The organism is Acinetobacter sp. UBA5934, assembly GCF_002430855.1.
Taxonomy (GTDB): Bacteria; Pseudomonadota; Gammaproteobacteria; order Pseudomonadales; family Moraxellaceae; genus Acinetobacter.
The window spans coordinates 1-17,996 of the sequence record NZ_DJDC01000126.1 but is presented as its reverse complement, the minus strand read 5'-3'; the positions used below and the strand labels follow the sequence as shown (position 1 = coordinate 17,996).

General features: G+C 42.5%; 19 protein-coding genes. 9 read left to right on the top strand and 10 right to left on the bottom strand.

Annotated elements, in window-relative coordinates; all coding sequences use genetic code 11:
- Positions 1–244 precede the first annotated feature (244 nt).
- Complete coding sequence (locus tag B2Y23_RS08730) at positions 245–487, bottom strand: DUF2061 domain-containing protein (RefSeq protein ID WP_291370263.1); 243 nt, start codon at positions 485–487, stop codon at positions 245–247.
- 199 nt (positions 488–686) lie between these two features.
- Here B2Y23_RS08730 and B2Y23_RS08725 point away from each other — a divergent pair, with 199 nt between their 5' ends.
- The 5 genes from B2Y23_RS08725 to leuB all read left to right on the top strand — a co-directional run bounded on the left by B2Y23_RS08725 (position 687) and on the right by leuB (position 5,025).
- Positions 687–878 (top strand): hypothetical protein, encoded by a 192-nt coding sequence (locus tag B2Y23_RS08725; RefSeq protein ID WP_291370261.1) that lies wholly within the window; start codon positions 687–689, stop codon positions 876–878.
- A gap of 248 nt (positions 879–1,126) precedes the next feature.
- Positions 1,127–2,560, top strand: a complete 1,434-nt coding sequence (gene leuC / locus B2Y23_RS08720) for a 3-isopropylmalate dehydratase large subunit (RefSeq protein WP_291355539.1) — start codon at positions 1,127–1,129, stop codon at positions 2,558–2,560.
- Between the two features lie 21 nt (positions 2,561–2,581).
- A complete protein-coding gene (gene leuD / locus B2Y23_RS08715) occupies positions 2,582–3,232 on the top strand; it encodes a 3-isopropylmalate dehydratase small subunit (RefSeq protein ID WP_291370260.1) in 651 nt (216 codons plus the stop codon).
- Positions 3,233–3,337: 105 nt separating this feature from the next.
- On the top strand, positions 3,338–3,901 hold the full coding sequence (locus B2Y23_RS08710; protein WP_291355535.1) for a hypothetical protein: 564 nt from the start codon (positions 3,338–3,340) through the stop codon (positions 3,899–3,901).
- A gap of 44 nt (positions 3,902–3,945) precedes the next feature.
- Positions 3,946–5,025, top strand: a complete 1,080-nt coding sequence (gene leuB, locus B2Y23_RS08705) for a 3-isopropylmalate dehydrogenase (protein ID WP_291355533.1) — start codon at positions 3,946–3,948, stop codon at positions 5,023–5,025.
- A gap of 61 nt (positions 5,026–5,086) precedes the next feature.
- Here the strand turns inward: leuB and B2Y23_RS08700 are convergent, their stop codons facing one another.
- Both B2Y23_RS08700 and infA read right to left on the bottom strand, forming a co-directional pair.
- Positions 5,087–5,488: a hypothetical protein gene (locus B2Y23_RS08700; RefSeq protein ID WP_291370259.1), complete on the bottom strand. Its 402-nt coding sequence runs from the start codon at positions 5,486–5,488 to the stop codon at positions 5,087–5,089.
- Positions 5,489–5,622: 134 nt separating this feature from the next.
- Positions 5,623–5,844, bottom strand: coding sequence for a translation initiation factor IF-1 (gene infA, locus B2Y23_RS08695; RefSeq protein WP_001284370.1), 222 nt, complete (start codon positions 5,842–5,844; stop codon positions 5,623–5,625).
- A gap of 231 nt (positions 5,845–6,075) precedes the next feature.
- Here infA and B2Y23_RS08690 point away from each other — a divergent pair, with 231 nt between their 5' ends.
- Positions 6,076–7,083: an AraC family transcriptional regulator gene (locus B2Y23_RS08690; protein ID WP_086195313.1), complete on the top strand. Its 1,008-nt coding sequence runs from the start codon at positions 6,076–6,078 to the stop codon at positions 7,081–7,083.
- 91 nt (positions 7,084–7,174) lie between these two features.
- Here the strand turns inward: B2Y23_RS08690 and truA are convergent, their stop codons facing one another.
- The 5 genes from truA to asd all read right to left on the bottom strand — a co-directional run bounded on the left by truA (position 7,175) and on the right by asd (position 13,118).
- Positions 7,175–7,972, bottom strand: coding sequence for a tRNA pseudouridine(38-40) synthase TruA (truA, locus tag B2Y23_RS08685; RefSeq protein ID WP_291355527.1), 798 nt, complete (start codon positions 7,970–7,972; stop codon positions 7,175–7,177).
- Between the two features lie 12 nt (positions 7,973–7,984).
- Positions 7,985–8,959 carry an asparaginase gene (locus tag B2Y23_RS08680; RefSeq protein ID WP_291355525.1) on the bottom strand — a complete coding sequence of 325 codons (975 nt, stop codon included), beginning with the start codon at positions 8,957–8,959 and terminating at the stop codon, positions 7,985–7,987.
- Positions 8,960–9,005: 46 nt separating this feature from the next.
- The gene (locus B2Y23_RS08675; protein ID WP_291370258.1) at positions 9,006–10,340 is read right to left on the bottom strand and encodes a hypothetical protein; all 1,335 of its coding nucleotides are present in this window, start codon (positions 10,338–10,340) and stop codon (positions 9,006–9,008) included.
- 69 nt (positions 10,341–10,409) lie between these two features.
- The gene (locus tag B2Y23_RS08670; protein WP_291370257.1) at positions 10,410–11,852 is read right to left on the bottom strand and encodes a type IV pilus assembly protein FimV; all 1,443 of its coding nucleotides are present in this window, start codon (positions 11,850–11,852) and stop codon (positions 10,410–10,412) included.
- A 147-nt stretch (positions 11,853–11,999) separates the two neighbouring features.
- A complete protein-coding gene (gene asd, locus B2Y23_RS08665; RefSeq protein ID WP_291355519.1) occupies positions 12,000–13,118 on the bottom strand; it encodes an aspartate-semialdehyde dehydrogenase in 1,119 nt (372 codons plus the stop codon).
- Positions 13,119–13,307: 189 nt separating this feature from the next.
- Between asd and B2Y23_RS08660 the strand changes: the two genes are divergently transcribed.
- From B2Y23_RS08660 to B2Y23_RS08650, 3 genes are all read left to right on the top strand, one after another.
- On the top strand, positions 13,308–14,438 hold the full coding sequence (locus B2Y23_RS08660) for an endonuclease/exonuclease/phosphatase family protein (protein ID WP_291355517.1): 1,131 nt from the start codon (positions 13,308–13,310) through the stop codon (positions 14,436–14,438).
- 220 nt (positions 14,439–14,658) lie between these two features.
- Complete coding sequence (locus tag B2Y23_RS08655) at positions 14,659–15,051, top strand: hypothetical protein (RefSeq protein WP_291370256.1); 393 nt, start codon at positions 14,659–14,661, stop codon at positions 15,049–15,051.
- Positions 15,052–15,076: 25 nt separating this feature from the next.
- Positions 15,077–15,466 carry a GNAT family N-acetyltransferase gene (locus B2Y23_RS08650; RefSeq protein ID WP_291370255.1) on the top strand — a complete coding sequence of 130 codons (390 nt, stop codon included), beginning with the start codon at positions 15,077–15,079 and terminating at the stop codon, positions 15,464–15,466.
- Positions 15,467–15,554: 88 nt separating this feature from the next.
- Here the strand turns inward: B2Y23_RS08650 and B2Y23_RS08645 are convergent, their stop codons facing one another.
- A complete protein-coding gene (locus B2Y23_RS08645) occupies positions 15,555–16,655 on the bottom strand; it encodes a glycosyltransferase family 4 protein (RefSeq protein WP_291370254.1) in 1,101 nt (366 codons plus the stop codon).
- Between the two features lie 268 nt (positions 16,656–16,923).
- Complete coding sequence (locus B2Y23_RS08640; protein WP_291370253.1) at positions 16,924–17,859, bottom strand: lauroyl acyltransferase; 936 nt, start codon at positions 17,857–17,859, stop codon at positions 16,924–16,926.
- Between the last annotated feature and the right edge of the window lie 137 nt (positions 17,860–17,996).

Here is a 17,996-nt window from a genome sequence, read left to right as displayed (position 1 = left end):
CCATGACTTTAGTATAGGCTTCAAAGGCAGCAAGATTCATAAGGAGATGTCTGGTTATATGAAATTCAAATAATTATAAAATATTTTTATATTAAATGGGGGCTTAATCTTTAAAAAGACTTTAAAAAATGTATACGGATGTGAACTTGAAGCATGGAAATAAAAAAATCACCTCATGCGAATGAAGTGATCCTTGTAAAGTGAAAAACCGGAACCCATGATGTTTTTATAGCCTGGCAAATATTTAGATGGCTGTGTTATTGCTGTTTTGCATTTTCGCCGGTTTGGCTTCCCAGATTTTTTCATGGAAGAAGAAAGCGATCGCCTGAATTGTTGGTTCAAGCAAACTCAAAGTCACTGCCATCCAGATACTTCCTGTCACGAAATAACCGACCAACATGGCAATGGTGATGTGCATAATGTAATAGCTAAAGGTTTTTTTAAACATACGCTGGTTGTTATCAACAAATTTTTGAATATGAGCCATGGGTTGTTCCTCAATCTTTGCCTCGGGATATGGTTAAATGATAATCAGTCTTATTTAATTTGTAAAAGCGAACATTTTTATATTTTTAATCGGTTTTATAAATTATTGCCTGGTTAAACCTCATAATTCATAAACAACAGGGGAATGGTATCGCTTAGAGCTATTTTTCTAGAGATACTTTTCTAGCAGGTTGATCATCATGGATATTAAACACATTAAATACCTTCTTGATATTTTCGAGGAAGCGGTGGAAAAACGCAGTCAGGTCTATGAAATTGCTGATGATGAAGATGACGAAAATCATGCGGCTGCTGAATGCGGTGCTGCGAAGGCAGAACTCATCCGGGCGATTGAACAGCTTATAGCAGCGAAGGAAAATCCGTCAGATTAAATTCGGAATTTTAAATTTCCTGCTCAAGCGTTCTAGAGACCTTGATTTAACCAGCCTGATCATGAGGAGAATGCTGTTTGTCTTAAGAATAGAAGAGGGGGATTTTGCCAAAATACAGGGTTTTATAATGTTAAAATTAATTCCAAAAAGTTTTTAAACTAATAAAAATGATAAATTAGATTTATGTTAATAGGTGGTTATAATCGAAGTTAATGTAAGCATTACCCAGTTCTATGGAGCGCGTCGACATGGCAGGCAATACCCCAAAAGCAAAGACTTTATACGATAAATTGTGGGATGACCATTTAGTAAAACAACGCGATGATGGTTCAGCTTTGCTTTATATCGATCGTCATTTATTACATGAAGTAACCTCACCACAAGCTTTTGAGGGTTTGCAACTTGCAGGTCGTAAACCTTGGCGTTTAAGTGCCAATGTGGCAACGCCAGACCATAACGTGCCTACTTCAAAAACTGAACGTGAACAGGGTATTGCTGGTATTGAAGATCCAACTTCACGTATTCAGGTGCAAACCTTGGATGACAACTGTAAAACCTTCAATATTGTTGAATTTGATATCAATGATATCCGTCAAGGCATTGCCCATGTGGTCGGTCCTGAGCAGGGTTTGACCTTGCCGGGCATGACCGTGGTATGTGGTGACTCGCATACCGCAACTCATGGTGCCTTTGGCTGTTTGGCGCACGGTATTGGGACTTCAGAAGTTGAACATGTATTGGCAACCCAATGCTTGGTTCAAAAGAAAATGAAAAACATGTTGGTACGTGTTGACGGTAAATTGGGTCAGGGCGTAACACCAAAAGACGTGGTTTTAGCGATCATTGGTAAAATTGGTACTGCGGGCGGTACGGGTCACGCGATTGAATTCGGTGGTCAAGTATTTCGTGACATGTCGATTGAAGGCCGTATGACCGTATGTAACATGGCGATTGAAGCCGGTGCACGTGTCGGTATGGTGGCTGTGGATGGCAAAACCATTGAATATGTCAAAGGCCGTAATTATGCACCGAAAGGTGAGCAGTGGGATGCCGCTGTAGCCTACTGGAATACCTTGCACTCTGATGAAGGCGCACATTTCGATACCGTTGTGGTATTGCAAGGCGAAGAGATCGAACCGCAAGTGTCTTGGGGGACATCGCCAGAGATGGTGATTCCAGTGTCTGAAGCAGTGCCGACTTTGGAACAGGCCAAAGACGACGTACAACGTAACGACTGGACCCGTGCTTATCAATATATGGGTTTAAATGCAGGTCAGGCATTGGCAGACATTCAGTTAGACCGCGTATTTATCGGTTCATGCACCAATTCGCGTATTGAAGATATTCGTGCTGCTGCTGAAGTGATTAAAGGCCGTAAAGTGGCTGCTTCAATTAAACAGGCAATGGTGGTTCCGGGTTCCGGTTTGGTGAAACAGCAGGCTGAAGCTGAAGGCTTGGATCAAGTATTCTTGGAAGCTGGCTTTGAATGGCGCGAGCCAGGTTGCTCAATGTGTTTGGCGATGAATGCCGATAAATTGCAGCCAGGCGAGCACTGTGCCTCAACTTCTAACCGTAACTTCGAAGGTCGTCAGGGCAATGGCGGTCGTACTCACTTGGTGAGTCCAGCCATGGCAGCTGCCGCAGCCATCGCCGGTCACTTTGTTGATGTTCGTTCATTCTAATTGGGCTAAGGGGAGCAAAAAATGAAAAAATATGCCGTTGAACAAGGTATCGTTGCACCATTAGACCGTGCCAATGTCGATACAGATTTAATTATTCCAAAACAGTTTTTGAAATCGATCAAACGTACCGGTTTTGGCGACAACTTATTTGATGAATTGCGTTATTTGGATGAAGGCTATCCGGGTCAGGACAACTCAAAACGTCCTAAAAATCCTGATTTCGTTTTGAATCAGCCGCGTTATCAAGGTGCCACCGTCTTAATTTCACGTGCCAACTTTGGTTGTGGTTCAAGCCGAGAGCATGCGCCATGGGCTTTGAATGAATACGGTTTCCGTACCGTAATTGCTCCAAGCTATGCCGACATTTTCTTCAATAACAGCTTTAAAAATGGCATGTTGCCGGTGAGTCTGTCGGAAGAGATCGTCGATCAGTTATTCAAAGAATGTGCGGCCACTGAAGGTTACCAGTTAACCATCGATCTGGAAGCGCAGGAAGTACGTACACCATCGGGTGAGAGCTTTAAATTTGAAGTTGATCCGTTCCGTAAACACTGCTTGTTAAATGGTTTGGATGATATTGGCTTAACTTTACAAGCTGCTGATGATATTCGTGCTTATGAAGAAAAAACCAAGCAATCACGCCCTTGGGTGTTTCAGGAAATCCACAGTTAATTACTTGAATTTTCAGCGCTAGTAGTATCCAAGCCTAACTCTTGCTAATATCGGATCCATAAAAATATTTAGTTGGCTTTAATTGGTGAGGGTTGGGCTCGAACAATGACAAAGGTTTACAGTCAGCTTGTTGTAATTGGCCTTATGGTCGCATTCTTAAGTGCATGCCAAGGCATTGATACAGTACGTATCAAACATGTAAAAGAAACTGAAAGTACAAAAACAAATGCCTTAATTTACTGCTCCGGTACTGCAAACTGTGAATTTGAACGCTTAGATCAAATTCAAATTATTGATGCGGTACAGCGCCGTGTAAATAGCGCTGCAGTTGAATCGGGTATTTTACGTTTACAGGCGAACTCCTTAAGTCAGCCGAATGCGTTGTATCTTTCAGTCCCAGCTGGGCAGCATGAACTGGTCATCCGTTTTTATCCGATTTCCAAAGATCGTGCGGAAACGCTTCATGTTTTCCATCAGTTTAAGGCGAAACAGCATTACACATTTAAAATGTATCGTGAACGCAATAAACAGCAGGGCAGCTTGTTAAATGTATCTGCACCTGAACCGCTGTGTGTAGATCTGCTACAAGACCAGAAGACAATCCGACGTTTCTGCAGACCCTATAATGCCTTAACCGGTCTGGGTGAGTTTGTAGAAAAGAAAATTTAAAATCCCGTTGATGTAATGCATCGACTTCATAAATGGAAACACTCATGTCAAAACACATTTTGATTTTACCAGGTGATGGTATTGGTCCTGAAATCGTAAAAGCAGCTGAACAAGTGCTTGCACGCGTGAATGAAAAATTTAATCTGGGTTTGACTTGGGAACAGGGTTTATTGGGTGGTGCTGCGATTGATGCGCATGGTGAACCGTACCCTGCAGTGACAGCAGCACAGGCAAAAACTGCTGATGCAATTTTGTTGGGTGCTGTTGGCGGTCCAAAATGGGATACGATTGAACGTTCAATTCGTCCTGAACGTGGTTTATTAAAAATCCGTTCTGAATTAAATTTGTTTGCAAACTTGCGTCCTGCGATTCTTTACCCGCAACTTGCTGGGGCTTCAAGCTTAAAACCTGAAATCGTTTCTGGCCTGGATATTTTGATTGTGCGTGAACTCACCGGTGGTATTTACTTCGGTCAGCCACGTGGTATCCGTGAACTGGAAAATGGTGAAAAGCAAGGTTTCAATACCGACGTTTATTCAGAATCTGAAATTAAACGTATTGCCAAAGTTGCATTTGAACTTGCTGGTCTTCGTGGCGGTAAGGTCTGTTCAGTGGATAAAGCCAATGTTCTTGAAGTGACTGAGCTTTGGAAACAGACAGTGACTGCACTGAAAGAAGAGCAATATCCAGAGATCAACCTGTCACACATGTATGTCGACAATGCGGCAATGCAGCTTGTACGCGCGCCTAAGCAGTTTGACGTGATTGTGACCGGTAACCTGTTCGGTGACATCCTGTCTGATGAAGCAGCAATGCTTACAGGCTCTATTGGCATGTTGCCATCTGCATCACTGGATGAAAATGGTAAAGGCATGTATGAACCATGTCATGGTTCAGCGCCAGACATCGCAGGCCAAAACATTGCCAATCCATTGGCTACCATTCTTTCTGTGGCAATGATGCTGCGTTATACCTTCCGTGAAGAAGCAGCAGCACAAGCCATTGAAGATGCTGTAGGTCAGGTACTGGATCAAGGTTTACGTACTGGCGACATCATGTCAGAAGGGAATACTCAGGTAGGCACTGTGGAAATGGGTCAAGCTGTGGTAACAGCATTGAACTAATTTCACTAAATCGTAAAAACGCAGCCTTGAGCTGCGTTTTTTTATTGCTTTTCACAAGGCTTTAACAGGTACGACCCGTGTAATAAACCGATTTAGCTATGTTGTTTTCTAAACGATAGATAATTTTACATTGCAAATCGACATCATAACTTTGGGCTCGAGGTGTCACGGGTATGGGAATATTGCCAGCATCGATATCGGCAGGATTCTGTGCCATCGGTACCGGAATGGTGACAGGACGCATCACTGTATAAGTGAGTGTCTGTTGATTTGCAACAGGCGCCAACACCTGCTGGTAACCGATGCTGTTCAAATCGAGCTTGGCTTGAATGTTTTGACTGGTCTGCCCAATGAATTGCTGTAAATAGGCATCACGTTGTTGTGCGGTGGTTAGAGGGGATGTGGTACAGCCATACAACAAGCCCAGAATTGCAAAAAGACCGAGAGAATGAAGAAATGACATAATCTTTTCTCTGTTGCATAAAACCTTATTTTAAACAGAGAAATTTGAATCAACGTTGTGATTTGATACACGGTCAGTAAGTATAAGCCCAATAAAAAAGCCACTGTTTAAGTGGCTTTTGCTTACGCTAAAACTTAGCGTGCACGATAAGTAATACGACCCTTGGTCAAATCATAAGGGGTCATTTCTACTTTCACACTGTCGCCAGTCAAAATACGAATATAGTGTTTACGCATTTTACCAGAGATGTGGGCAATCACTTCGTGACCGTTCTCTAAACGTACACGGAACATAGTATTAGGAAGCGTCTCGGTGACAACGCCTTCGAACTCGATGAGTTCCTCTTTATTGGCCATAGCCTACCTGAATGAATAAATTGGAAAGGCGCAAATTATAGTCAATTTTTTTGCATAAAACAAGGCACAATGCGGCTTTGCTGGTTCATCTGTCAGTTAAATAAGCGAACTCTCCGTATAAAGATTTTCTGTAAAAAAGCGCATTGTTCTGTTGTCAGTTTGGTCAATCGCAGTTAATCTAAAATCAATCTTTTTAAGTATAAATGAAGAACATACAAGGAAGGTCTTTGCGTGGGTCAGCTAACTGATGCATCAGTTGTTTTACGATTGGGTTATCAAGCCATTCGTCGTGCAGGTTTGCCAACTGAAGAAATTTTAATGAAAGCTGGTGTGGCCTTAAATCAGGTCGAAACCAATGATCGTACCCCGCTCAGTGCTCAATATGCGTTTTGGGTGGCTGCGGAAGAGGTCAGTAAGGATCCCGATATTGGTTTGCATTTGGGTGAGCACCTGCCTTTATACCGTGGTCAGGTGATCGAACACCTGTTCATTTCCAGTGAAAATTTTGGGGAAGGGCTAAAGCGTGCACTGGCCTATCAGCGCCTGATCAGTGATGCCTTTCATGCCAAACTGGTGATTGAAGATGATCGCTGCTATTTAACCAATGGTGAGCAGCCTTGGGGTGAAAATATCGTCAATCGGCATTTTTCGGAATGTGCATTATCAGGCGTATTACGTTTCTTTAAATTTATTACTGAAGGTCGTTTTCAGCCGATCTATATCGATTTTAACTTTAGTCAGGGCGCACCTGATGATGAATATTTCCGTGTCTATGAGTGTCCGGTCAGCTTAGGGCAAAAAGAAACCCGTTTATATTTCGATCCCGCGATTTTAGATTATCAGTTATGGCAGGCTGAACCTGAATTGCTGCAATTGCATGAGCAATTAGCGATTGAAAAGCTGCAAGAGCTAGCGCGTTATGATCTGGTTGGTGAAGTGCGCCGCGCGATTGGTTCGACTTTAGAAAGTGGTGAAACCACTTTGGAAACTGTAGCCACGCATTTGAATATCACGCCGCGCCGTTTACGTACCCAGCTGAGTGAAGCCAATACCAGTTTTCAGCAAATTCTGTCCGACTATCGCTGTCGTTTGGCAAAGAAATTATTGGCCAATACTGCGGAAAGTGTTGAGCGGATTGTGTACCTCACTGGGTTTTCCGAGCCGAGTACGTTTTACCGTGCTTTTAAGCGCTGGACCAATGAGACGCCAGTGGAATATAGAAAAAGGAAGCAGCGTTAAAAGATCCCTCCTAGCCTCCCTTTGAAAAAGGGAGGAACTTTCCCCCTCCGTTAAGAAGGGGTGAGGGGGAGGTAAATATCATTAAAATAAGTTATTCAGGCATATTGAGCCAGTGCGGGCCTAATGGCATTTTAGGCAGCTCAAATTGCTCCGGATAATCGGCATGGATGAAATACAAGCCATCCGGTGGGGCAGTGATGCCTGCTGCTTTACGGTCTTCAGCGGCAAAAATATTGTCAATATGGTCAACCTCATACATGCCCTGACCAATTTCCAGTAAACAGCCCATGATGTTGCGTACCATGTGATGCAGGAAGCCATCTGCTTGAATATCTAACACCAGATAACAACCATGCTGAATCAGGCGACAATGTTTGACATGACGAACTGGTTGATTGGACTGGCAGGCTGCAGCACGGAAGCTTTCAAAATTATGTGTGCCTTCAAATTTTTTCGCCGCTGCAATCATCTTCTCTACATCCAGTGGATAGTAGGCATGGGTAACCTGTTTATGGAGAAGTGCAGGGCGCTGCGGGTTGTTGTAGACCACATAGCGATAGCGACGCGCCTGAGCTTTAAAACGGGCATGGAAATCGTGATCCATTTCCTTGATCCACTGGAAGGCGATATCTTTAGGAAGTTGACTGTTTGCCCCCATCAGCCAGCCACGAATCGGGCGAATGGCATGGGTATCAAAATGGGCAACCATATTGGTGGCATGGACACCGGCATCGGTACGGCCGGCACCGTGCAAAATAATCGGTTCATCGGCAATTTTACTGAGCACTTTTTCAATGGTTTCCTGCACGCTTGGTACGCCAGGTTGTTGAGTTTGCCAACCTCTATATCGAATGCCACAAAACTCAATACCGACTGCAAAACGTTGCATATTTACCTCAAATTACACGTGATCATGCCAATGTGACTGCCATTGGTCTACAGTGTCGTATTGTAAATACATTTTCAGTGCTTTTGCATAAAGATCTGCATGTCCTAGACAATCATTCAGGATGATATTGGCTTGTTGTATCCACTGACTAATCGCATAACGTTGATTGATGCCACCAAAAGGAACTTGAGTGGTAAGAATGACGACACAGCCTGCTTGTTGCAGTTTTTGAAGCCAGTTAATGAAGGCGCTATTTACTGCCAGATTACCGCTACCGAACCCTTGCAGGATCAGGCAATTTGGCGGTGCTTGGCAAATGGTTTGCAAATTTGCCACTTGCTGAGCCAAATCCAGCGGCTGCATCATCAGACTTAAACAGTTGAAGGTTGCCGCCTTGTTGATATCATCCTCATGCACAATATGCTGATGCTGGCTGGAGAGAGCGATTGGCTGTGCTGCATTGATACCGCCAAAGGCATCCAGTTCTGTGGTATGGATTTTTAACGCTGTTTGGGCATGAATCAATTGATGATGAAAGGCCAAATAGACCCCAACCGGATATTTAATCACGCAGTCCAGAGCAAAGTTTAAATTATCAATAGCATCGGTAAATTCACGGCTATTGTCTCCCGCAGCATTTAACAGGGGATACTGGCTACCGGTCATCACCACATGCGCAGATTGACCTAAAAAGCGTGACAGCACGGCACTGGCATAACTTAGGGTATCGGTGCCATGAATAATGACAAAATGCTGAAACTGCTGTAGCTGAAGCTGTTGAATATACTGAACCAGTTTCAGCCAGTCTGTGGCTGTGCAGGCGCTACTGTCTTGAATAACTGGTGCAACAAAACATTCGATCTGCTGATCTAGGGGGAGAATATGTTGCAGTTTCGGAATAAATTGTTCAGCTGGCATCGGGCTGAGTGGATCACCAATACAGCCAAATGTACCGCCCATATAAATTAACGCTATTTTTTTCATCATAAAAAAAGCAGCCAAGGATGACTGCTTTATAGTAGATCGAAATCGCTTAAGATGCTATTTGATTGCGTAAAAGATCCGCTTGTTGGCGCTGGTCAGAGGTATAGCTAGCCTCTTGCTCTGCCAATAATTCACGTGCTGATTCATAAGCACCGAGTTGGATATATTGCTGTGCCAGTTCCAGATTCAGGTTAATTTCATCCACTTCCATCAGTTCCGGAAATGATTGAACCAATGGATCATTTTTATCTGCTTTGGCTGCAGATGAGCTGATATTGCTAATATCAAAACTTACACCTGACGCTTTCGCTGGAGCTACTTCAACAGTTGGCTCTTCAATTGTAGTCGCTGGCTCTAAATTAAAGTCTAGGTCTAAGCTTGGGATAGTCTGTTCAACTGCAACTTTTGCTTCGGCTGCTGGAGTTTCTGCAACGGAAAAGTCAAAATTAAACTCAGGTCTTTCTGCTACAACAGGTTCAATACTTGCAGCTTTCTCAGTTTCTGCTTGTTGATTTGTTACAGTGTCTAAACTGAATGAGAAATCTAAAGGCTGAATTTCCTGAACTGGGGCAGCTTCTGGCTTAGTTTCTGTTATAGGTGCAGGATCAAGATTAAGGGTATTAAAATCTAAAGGCTTGATTTCTTGAACGGGTGCGGTTGCTACTTCTGCCGTTGAATCCAGTGAAAGGCTGCTGAAATCAAGCGGTTTAATTTCGTCAACAACTGCAGTTTGCGGAGCCAGCTGATTTTGCTGTAACTGATCAAAAGCAAGATCATTTGTTGCAGCAGGTGCAGCAGCATCATTCATTAAAGCATCAAAATCTGCCGTATTCTTGCTTTCAGCAACCGCTGGTTCAACAACTCTAGTAACAGCTGAAGATGGTTTAAACTCAATAGTGTCATTAAAGTTTGTAACTTCGTGCTTTGGAGAAGTTGTAATGCTTTCTTGATCGTGTGCTGCTTTTTTAGCTAGTGCCTGCTCTAAAAAATCATCTAGTTCTAATGAACGTAGATGATTAATGAGTTGTTTAATTGCAAATTCATCTTTCTGCAAGATGTGAATATCCAGCAACAGTAAATACAACTCATGCTGTGAATTGTCTTTATTTAAAGCCTGGTTAATCTGTGCCTCAGCGGAGAAAAAATTATTCTCGCGAATCAGCCCTTCAATTTTATTACGTACATCAGCAGCTAAAGGGGTGGTTTTTTTCTTCTCGACAACAGTATTGGCCACAATTTGAGTTTTTTGTGGTGTCTTTTTTGTTGAGCTTACTTTTTTAGCTTTCGCCTTCGATGTTTGTTCTGCTTGTTTACTTGCTTCGCGCTTTTTTAATACAATTGCGATCACTAATAACAATATAAACGGAATCACATAAAGCAGCATGTTGTTACCCCTTACAGGATTGAGTTTTAATTAATGTAACTCATCCAAAAAATCAAATTGTATAACACTTTAGTGTGTTGGCTTTTTCTGTACTTGTTGTGCTTTCAATTGCTGTTGCAGTTGAGCAAGACGAGTATTTAATAATTGAATTCTGTGATCCTTTTGACGCAATGCCAAATCTAACTGTGTTACGTTTCTCTGTAATTTAACGGTTTTTTTACGCGATGTCATAACTTTTAATGACAACTCGTTTGAAGTTTGATTTTTTTTCGTGTTCTTTTTAGCAGAACCGCTGGCTGATTCTTGTTCTTTCTCTGCAACCAGGCTCATTTCAGCCTGATTCAAGCGGTATTTGGCCTTAGCTGACTGATTGGAATGTTTGGCTGGCGCTTGGGCTAAATGGGCAACTTTTGCTTTCTGCTCTTCCTTAGCGGCGCCGGCAGTATTTAAGTTCAAGGCAGCTCCACGGCGTAAACGATTCACGTCCCCTTGAATGAAGGCATGTTCATTATTGACCTTGATTTGTTTCATGACTTCGCCGATCGGACGATTTTGTTCAGTGGCCACACGTGATGCAATAGCCCAGAGTGATTCATTAGATTTCACTACATGCGTGCCGGTCTGAGCTGTAACTGCAGGCTGAGGCGAGGAGAGAGGCGCCGTTTCTGGTCTGGTTTTTGGCGCAGCTGCTGCACCGCCACCTTCTGCTACCACCTTCGGTTTAGCCACTGCTTGTTGTGCCGATGCTGCATATTGTCTGACTAAAGGGTCTGACGAGGTAGAGCTATTTGAACTGTTTGGAATTCTTACTTCATTTTTTTTCGTAATTTGTGCCGGTATTGCACTCTTAACTTCAGCTGCTGCATTTGGGGGAAGGGGTGCCGGCTGCGCAGATGGGATCGCTATTGCTGAAATGACCACAGGTGCAGTAGAGGTATTATTTAAACTCGGTGGGGCCGCTTTATTGACTTTTAATGGCGCTTCAAATGAGGTCTGTAATGCCGTTTGTGGTTTTTCAATCCGATATTGCGTGCTTTCAGGCAGTTGTAAGGCGATATCTTTTTCACTGACAATCGTGATAGGCGTTAACGGTTTTTCATTACCTGAAACCCGTGCCTGTGCCTTTACCTGGCTGCGTTGCAAAGGTGTTTTGATATGCTGTAAACGGGTGGCATTACCTTCCTGAATTTTAATAATAATGTTCAGTTCAGATTCAGTTAAGGGGCGTGAAGAAGTAATGGTAATCACACCATTGCCCGAGCTATCGCGACGGGTAAAAAAATTAAGATGTCCGGGAGGTTGATAGACAACGCCTAAAGTTGCGATATCTTCGACATCCGCCAGGCTGGCCTGGATTTGTGCCTGAGGATCAGCATTGCGAAAATTCATTTCCGCATATAAGAGTTCACCTGCCGCAGATTGAACTTGAATAGGATCAATAGTAATCGCATGAATATTCTGCGAAGCAATAATGGCTAAAATGGCTATCTTTAATTTGTTATATACGGTCATCTTAATCTTTAGCTCGGTTTTTTTATCGCATTGCGAAAGTTATAGATTAGCGAGGTGTTGAATAATTGTAAAACATTTAACATAAAGGATACATAAAAAAAGCCGATCAATTATGACCGACTTTTATTTTTTTCTTTCAATGAGCCATTAAGTATTTTTGTAATCAATCAGGATACGTAGCATACGACGTAAAGGTTCCGCAGCACCCCAAAGCAACTGGTCACCGACAGTGAACGCGCCCAAGTATTCTTTACCCATGTTCAGTTTACGTAAACGGCCGACTGGAACAGACAGGGTACCAGTTACTGCTACAGGTGTAAGGTCAGTCATTGATGCTTCACGTGTATTAGGCACCACTTTAGACCAGTCATTTGCATTGGCGATGATATCTTCAATTTCATCTAAGGGCACATCTTTACGAAGTTTCAAGGTCAATGCTTGTGAGTGACAACGCATTGCCCCAATACGCACACAGTGACCATCAATAGGAACAATTTGTTGGTTACCGAGGATCTTGTTGGTTTCAACCTGGCCTTTCCATTCTTCTTTAGACTGACCGCTTTCCAGCTGTTTGTCGATATAAGGAATGAGTGAACCTGCTAAAGGCACACCAAAGTTGGCTGAAGGGAAGCCTTCACCGCGCTGTAATTGAGCAATTTTAGAATCAATGTCTAAAATAGGAGAGCGTGGGTCGTCTAACAAATCTTTAGTGTTGTTGTACAGGTAGCCCATACCAGTGATCAGTTCACGCATGTTTTGCGCGCCTGCACCAGAAGCTGCCTGATAAGTCATTGAGGTTGCCCATTCCACCAGATTGTTCTGGAATAGACCGCCTAAGCCCATCAGCATCAATGAAACTGTGCAGTTACCACCCACAAATGTTTTAGTGCCATTCACCAAGCCATCTTTGATCACGTTCATGTTGACCGGATCAAGTACGATAATCGCTTCATCCGCCATACGTAAGGTAGATGCAGCATCAATCCAGTAACCATTCCAGCCTTCAGCTTTTAGCTTAGGAAAAATCTCGGAGGTATAGTCGCCGCCTTGACAGGTAATAATGACATCCATTTGCTTCAGACTGCTAATGTCTGATGCATCCATAAGTGCTGGGGCGGTTTTACCGCCAAACGCAGGTGCTTCACCACCGGCATTACTGGTAGAAAAATAGAATGGCTCAAAATGAGCAAAATCATTCTCTTCAACCATACGTTGCATAAGGACAGAACCAACCATCCCGCGCCAACCGACCAGACCTACTTTCATGTCACTTTGCCTCGGTGCGTTAAAAAATAAAAGGGGGTTTGAGTGTATCAAAAGTGCCCACAACTGCAAGTACTACACAATGAAAACATCAATATTATTGAGCGGAATATCTTGTTTATGTTACATACAAAATTGATAAAGTTTTTTAACTGCAGATTGAATTAAAAAGATAAAAAAGAGTAGATGCTTATGATTTGGGTGGAAATCGTTACAGTTTTTGTCATTTGGCTGACATTCTGGTCATTAATTCCACGAGATGAATGGTGGATTCGAGGTGCTGATTTTCCACGCTTGCAAATTTTGGTTTTGGGATTTATTGCTTTAATTTTACTGCTGGTTTGGGATCAGCCGTGGAATTTAAGCCGGGAAATTATTGTTATTGCCCTGATTGCCGCACTGGCATACCAGCTCAAAATGGTGCTTCCTTATACTTTTTTATGGAAGAAACAGGTTAAGCATGTTCGCAAACATCAGCTTAACCCGGATAAGCAAATCTCTTTGATTATCTCCAATGTACTGACGCCAAATAATAAATATCATTTACTGATTGAGCAGATTCAAAAATATCAACCTGATTTGGTATTAACTTTGGAATCAGATCGAATGTGGCAAAAAGCACTTTCGGTGATTGAAAAAGATTATCCCTACCGGGTGCCCGTACCTCTGGATAATTTATACGGCATGCATCTATATAGTCGTTTAGAGTTAAAAGATACCGAGGTCAAGTTTATTTTAAGTGATGAGATACCTTCCATTCATACCACGGTAATTTTACGCTCCGGTCAACTGGTGCAGCTTTATTGTTTACATCCTAAACCGCCTAGTCCAACTGAAGCCAAAGATTCGACGCTGCGCGATGCCGAGCTGTTAATTGTAGGTGATCAGATCAAGGACCTGGATGCAAGCTGTATTGTGATGGGGGATCTGAATGATGTGGCCTGGTCGCGAACAACCCGACTGTTTCAGCGGATTAGTGGTTTGCTCGATCCACGTGTGGGGCGGCATTTTGTCAATACCTTCCATGCCGATTATCCCTTATTGCGTTGGTCACTGGATCATGTTTTTCACAGTACCGACTTTGCCCTGGTTCGCATGAAAAGATTACCTCATATGGGGTCAGATCATTTTCCAGTATATGTGGTTTTACAGACGGGAAGGGTTTTCGATCAGCTACAAGAAGAGCTGGAGCAAACAGATGCCGATGAACAGGAAGCTCAAGAGAATATACAAGAAGGTATTGAAAAGGCTGAAAAAGAAGAAAAATTAGTTACAGATAAAATTACCCAGTCCTATAAAAATGGGATCAAGCAGGCGGATTAAATAATAGAAAAGTGTACGAAATGGCTTACATTGATTTAGGTCAATTGCGAATGGTTCTTTTTTATTAACTGCCTTAATCTAGACTCATCAGCCAAGGAGCCGGGAAAGGAAAATCCCATTAAGGAAGACGAAACAGGTGGCTGAGAGAAAATCATCATGGATATGATGCAGCAATGGATAGCAATAACAAAATAAAAATAATATTTGGAAGCACAACCTCATGTACCCGAGTTTTGCAGGATGCAGAACTCGGGTTTATGCTTTAATAGAACATCCTAAAAATAAAATTTCAGCCATGTATTTGTCAAAATTTCAAGAACTTAAAATTGATATCACTAATTTTACTGAATTATCACGTGATGCTTTACATATTTATGCAGGGCTGACGCTATTCTTTATTGTGGCCTTTTTTCACTATCGTCAATTGAAATCGAAATGGGCAATTTGGGCTGTGCTGATTGTTGCAGTTGTTGCAGAGCTGTTTGATGCCCATGATGATTTAATCAATTATGGGTATTGGCACATTGGGGCCAGTCTGCACGATATCATCAACACCATTTTCTGGCCGTTGCTCATTTGGCTCATGGCAAGGTTTAGAGTATGGAAGGGCTAATGACGCTATGACTTTTGAAATCTCAATGAATGATCAAGTTCATGAAGCAGAAGTATTAAAAATTTATCAAGCGAATCATTGGTCATCGGCGCAAAAGCCAGTTCAGCTGATGGCAGCATTACAACATTCACATAGTCTGGTGACAGCCAGACAGGAAGGGCAACTTATTGGTTTGGGAAATGCGATCTCTGATGGACACTTGGTGGTGTATTTTCCACATTTTCTGGTACATCCCGATTTTCAGCATTTGGGTGTTGGTCGATTAATGATGCAAGCAATGTTATTTAAATATAAAGATTTTCATCAAAAAATATTGGTTGCTGAACATCAAGCCATAAAATTTTATCAATCTATGGGTTTTGTTCGGGCAGGACAAACTGAACCGATGTGGATTTATGCAAGCACGGAATATTAATCATATCTGTATTGAATCCTATCTTTAGCCCAGTCGACTTTTATCTGTAATAAAGATTCTCAAGAGACTGGGATAAATCCTTTTAAATTTATTTCAAAACTTGTTTATATAAGTGAAGTGTCTGATCACACATTTCTTTTAAACTAAATGTTGTGACGGGCTTAACTTGCTGGGGCTCATCAATATGCTGCTGAACAGCATTTAAAAGTGCTGCCTGATCATCCACGGCAATTAAACCTTGTGGATACAGCTGCGATAAAATCTCTGCCACGCCACCACGGTTCCAGCCGATCACTGGCGTACCCACGGATAAGGCCTCTAAAGCAGTACGACCGAAAGTCTCTGCCTGATTGGACAATGAAAGCACCACATCACTAAAAGCCAGCCATTCACGAATATCCGAACGATGCCCCACAAAAGTGATTTTGTCGCTCAGACCTTTGCTTTGAATATTGTCCTGCATTTCTTTGAGATAAGCAGCCTTTTTCGGATCAGCCCCGCCAACCACCACCGCATGCAGGTTGGGATACTGGTTTTGCAGCTGTTCCATTAACTTAATTAAAGTTTCATGACCTTTTAAGCGGGTAATTCGACCTGGAAGACAGAGTAAAAACTTGTTTTCCAGCTCGGGAAAATCTTTAAAAGTTTGATTCAACCACTGTACAGAAGGCTGATAACCATGCGGGAAAGCGGTAGGGTCTATGCCACGGTAAATCCGCACAATATCTTGAGTGGGGCAATTTTTGTAGTTATCGGTAATGTATTTGACCACACTGTCGGACACCGCAATGACTTTTTCAGCCTGGGTCATAATTTGGCTATAACGGTTAATTGAATAGAAGCCATGTACGGTACTGATTAAATGTGGACGACGTTCTGCAGGAATGCCTTTTAAAGCAAAATGGGTCAGCCAGGCAGGGACACGGGAACGTACATGCACAATGTCGGGTTGGTGCTGTTCAATCAGCTGACGCAACGGACGAATTTGCCATAAGCTCGACAGGGCTTTTTTATGAATGGCTAACGTCAAATGTGTTGAACCTTCCGCTTCAAGCTGTGCCACCAACCGGCCACCATTGGATACCACAAAAGATTCATGACCTTCTGCAACCAAGGCACGGGCGATTTCTAAAGTACCGCGTTCTACGCCACCGCTATTCAGTTCAGGAAGAAGTTGCATCACTTTCATGGTTTTTTGCCTTATATGTTCATAAAAGATGAATAATTCACAGGTAGATCATCATCTTAAACAATAAATTATTATTCGGAATTTACTATCGTGATAGCGACATGGATGTCGCTGTTTCGCTGTGTTACAAGGATGTAACATCAGCGGAACAAAGGATTTTTGCTTACTTTTCATCCCTGAAAAGTAAGGTATGCCTAGTCGAAAGTATTTGAATATCACCTTAAATCGAGGCTGTGTTTACTGCCAATTTAAAATCATTGCATCTATATCAATAGATTTCCTCAAAGCCTTCCGGACGTGTTTTAAAGCGACGGTGGAACCACATATATTGGGTTGGGGCAATACGTAGCTGACGTTCAATAATCTGATTGACACGGGTGGCATCATCTACTTCATCTTCACTAGGCAAATTATCTACAACCGGTTCAATCAGCACATGATAACGCGGATCTTTTAAATCACCGGTGCGATAAAAATATAACGGAATCGGGACGGCTTTGGAGATTTTCAGTAAACGACGATGTGCCGTTACCGTGGCGGCAGGGGTGCCGAAAAACGGTGCCATCACGCCCTGTTTTAAACCAAAATCCTGATCCGGACTATACCAGATGGCATGACCATCTTTCAGGTTGCGGATGAGGCCACGCATGTCATCATGGTCAATTTGATTGGCATAAATAGTGGCACGACAGCGATAAATCAGCATGTCGAGCAGGGGATTATTTTGCGGACGATAAACCACATCTGGCTCAAAATATTGAGCACACAAATAACCGCCGGCATCGAGTAATGTTGAATGCGTACCTAACAGTAAAACACCTTTTCCTGCGGCTTGGGCATTTTGAATGTGTTCCAAGCCTTCAATCGTGACACGGCCTTTAAACCATTGCGGGCAGTACCAGGCATTTAAGGTTTCAAAGATCCCAATCATCTGGTCAACAAAAACCTGACGTGCATGTACTTGTACCTGTTCAGGCGTCCATTCAGGAAAACAGACTTCCAGATTACGTACTGTGGTTTTACGGCGAGATTTCAGTTTGTCAAATGCCAGATTGCCAATAAAAGTGGATAAACGGTGTTGAATGGCCCACGGTAAAATCGCCAGAATCATCAGAAATACAATACCAATCCAGATACCCCAATATTGAGGTAAAAGAAATGACCATTGGAATTCTCCGGGTTTGTAGTCTGGCTGTTTACTCATAATGACCGTTTATACCAAAAATTATCTGCAGTTTAACATGAAGTTATTTTTTAAATAAAAAAGCACCTGCAAAATACTTTACAGGTGCTTTTGTAACACGGCTAAATTAATCGCCTTTGCTGAGATTCTCTAATTCT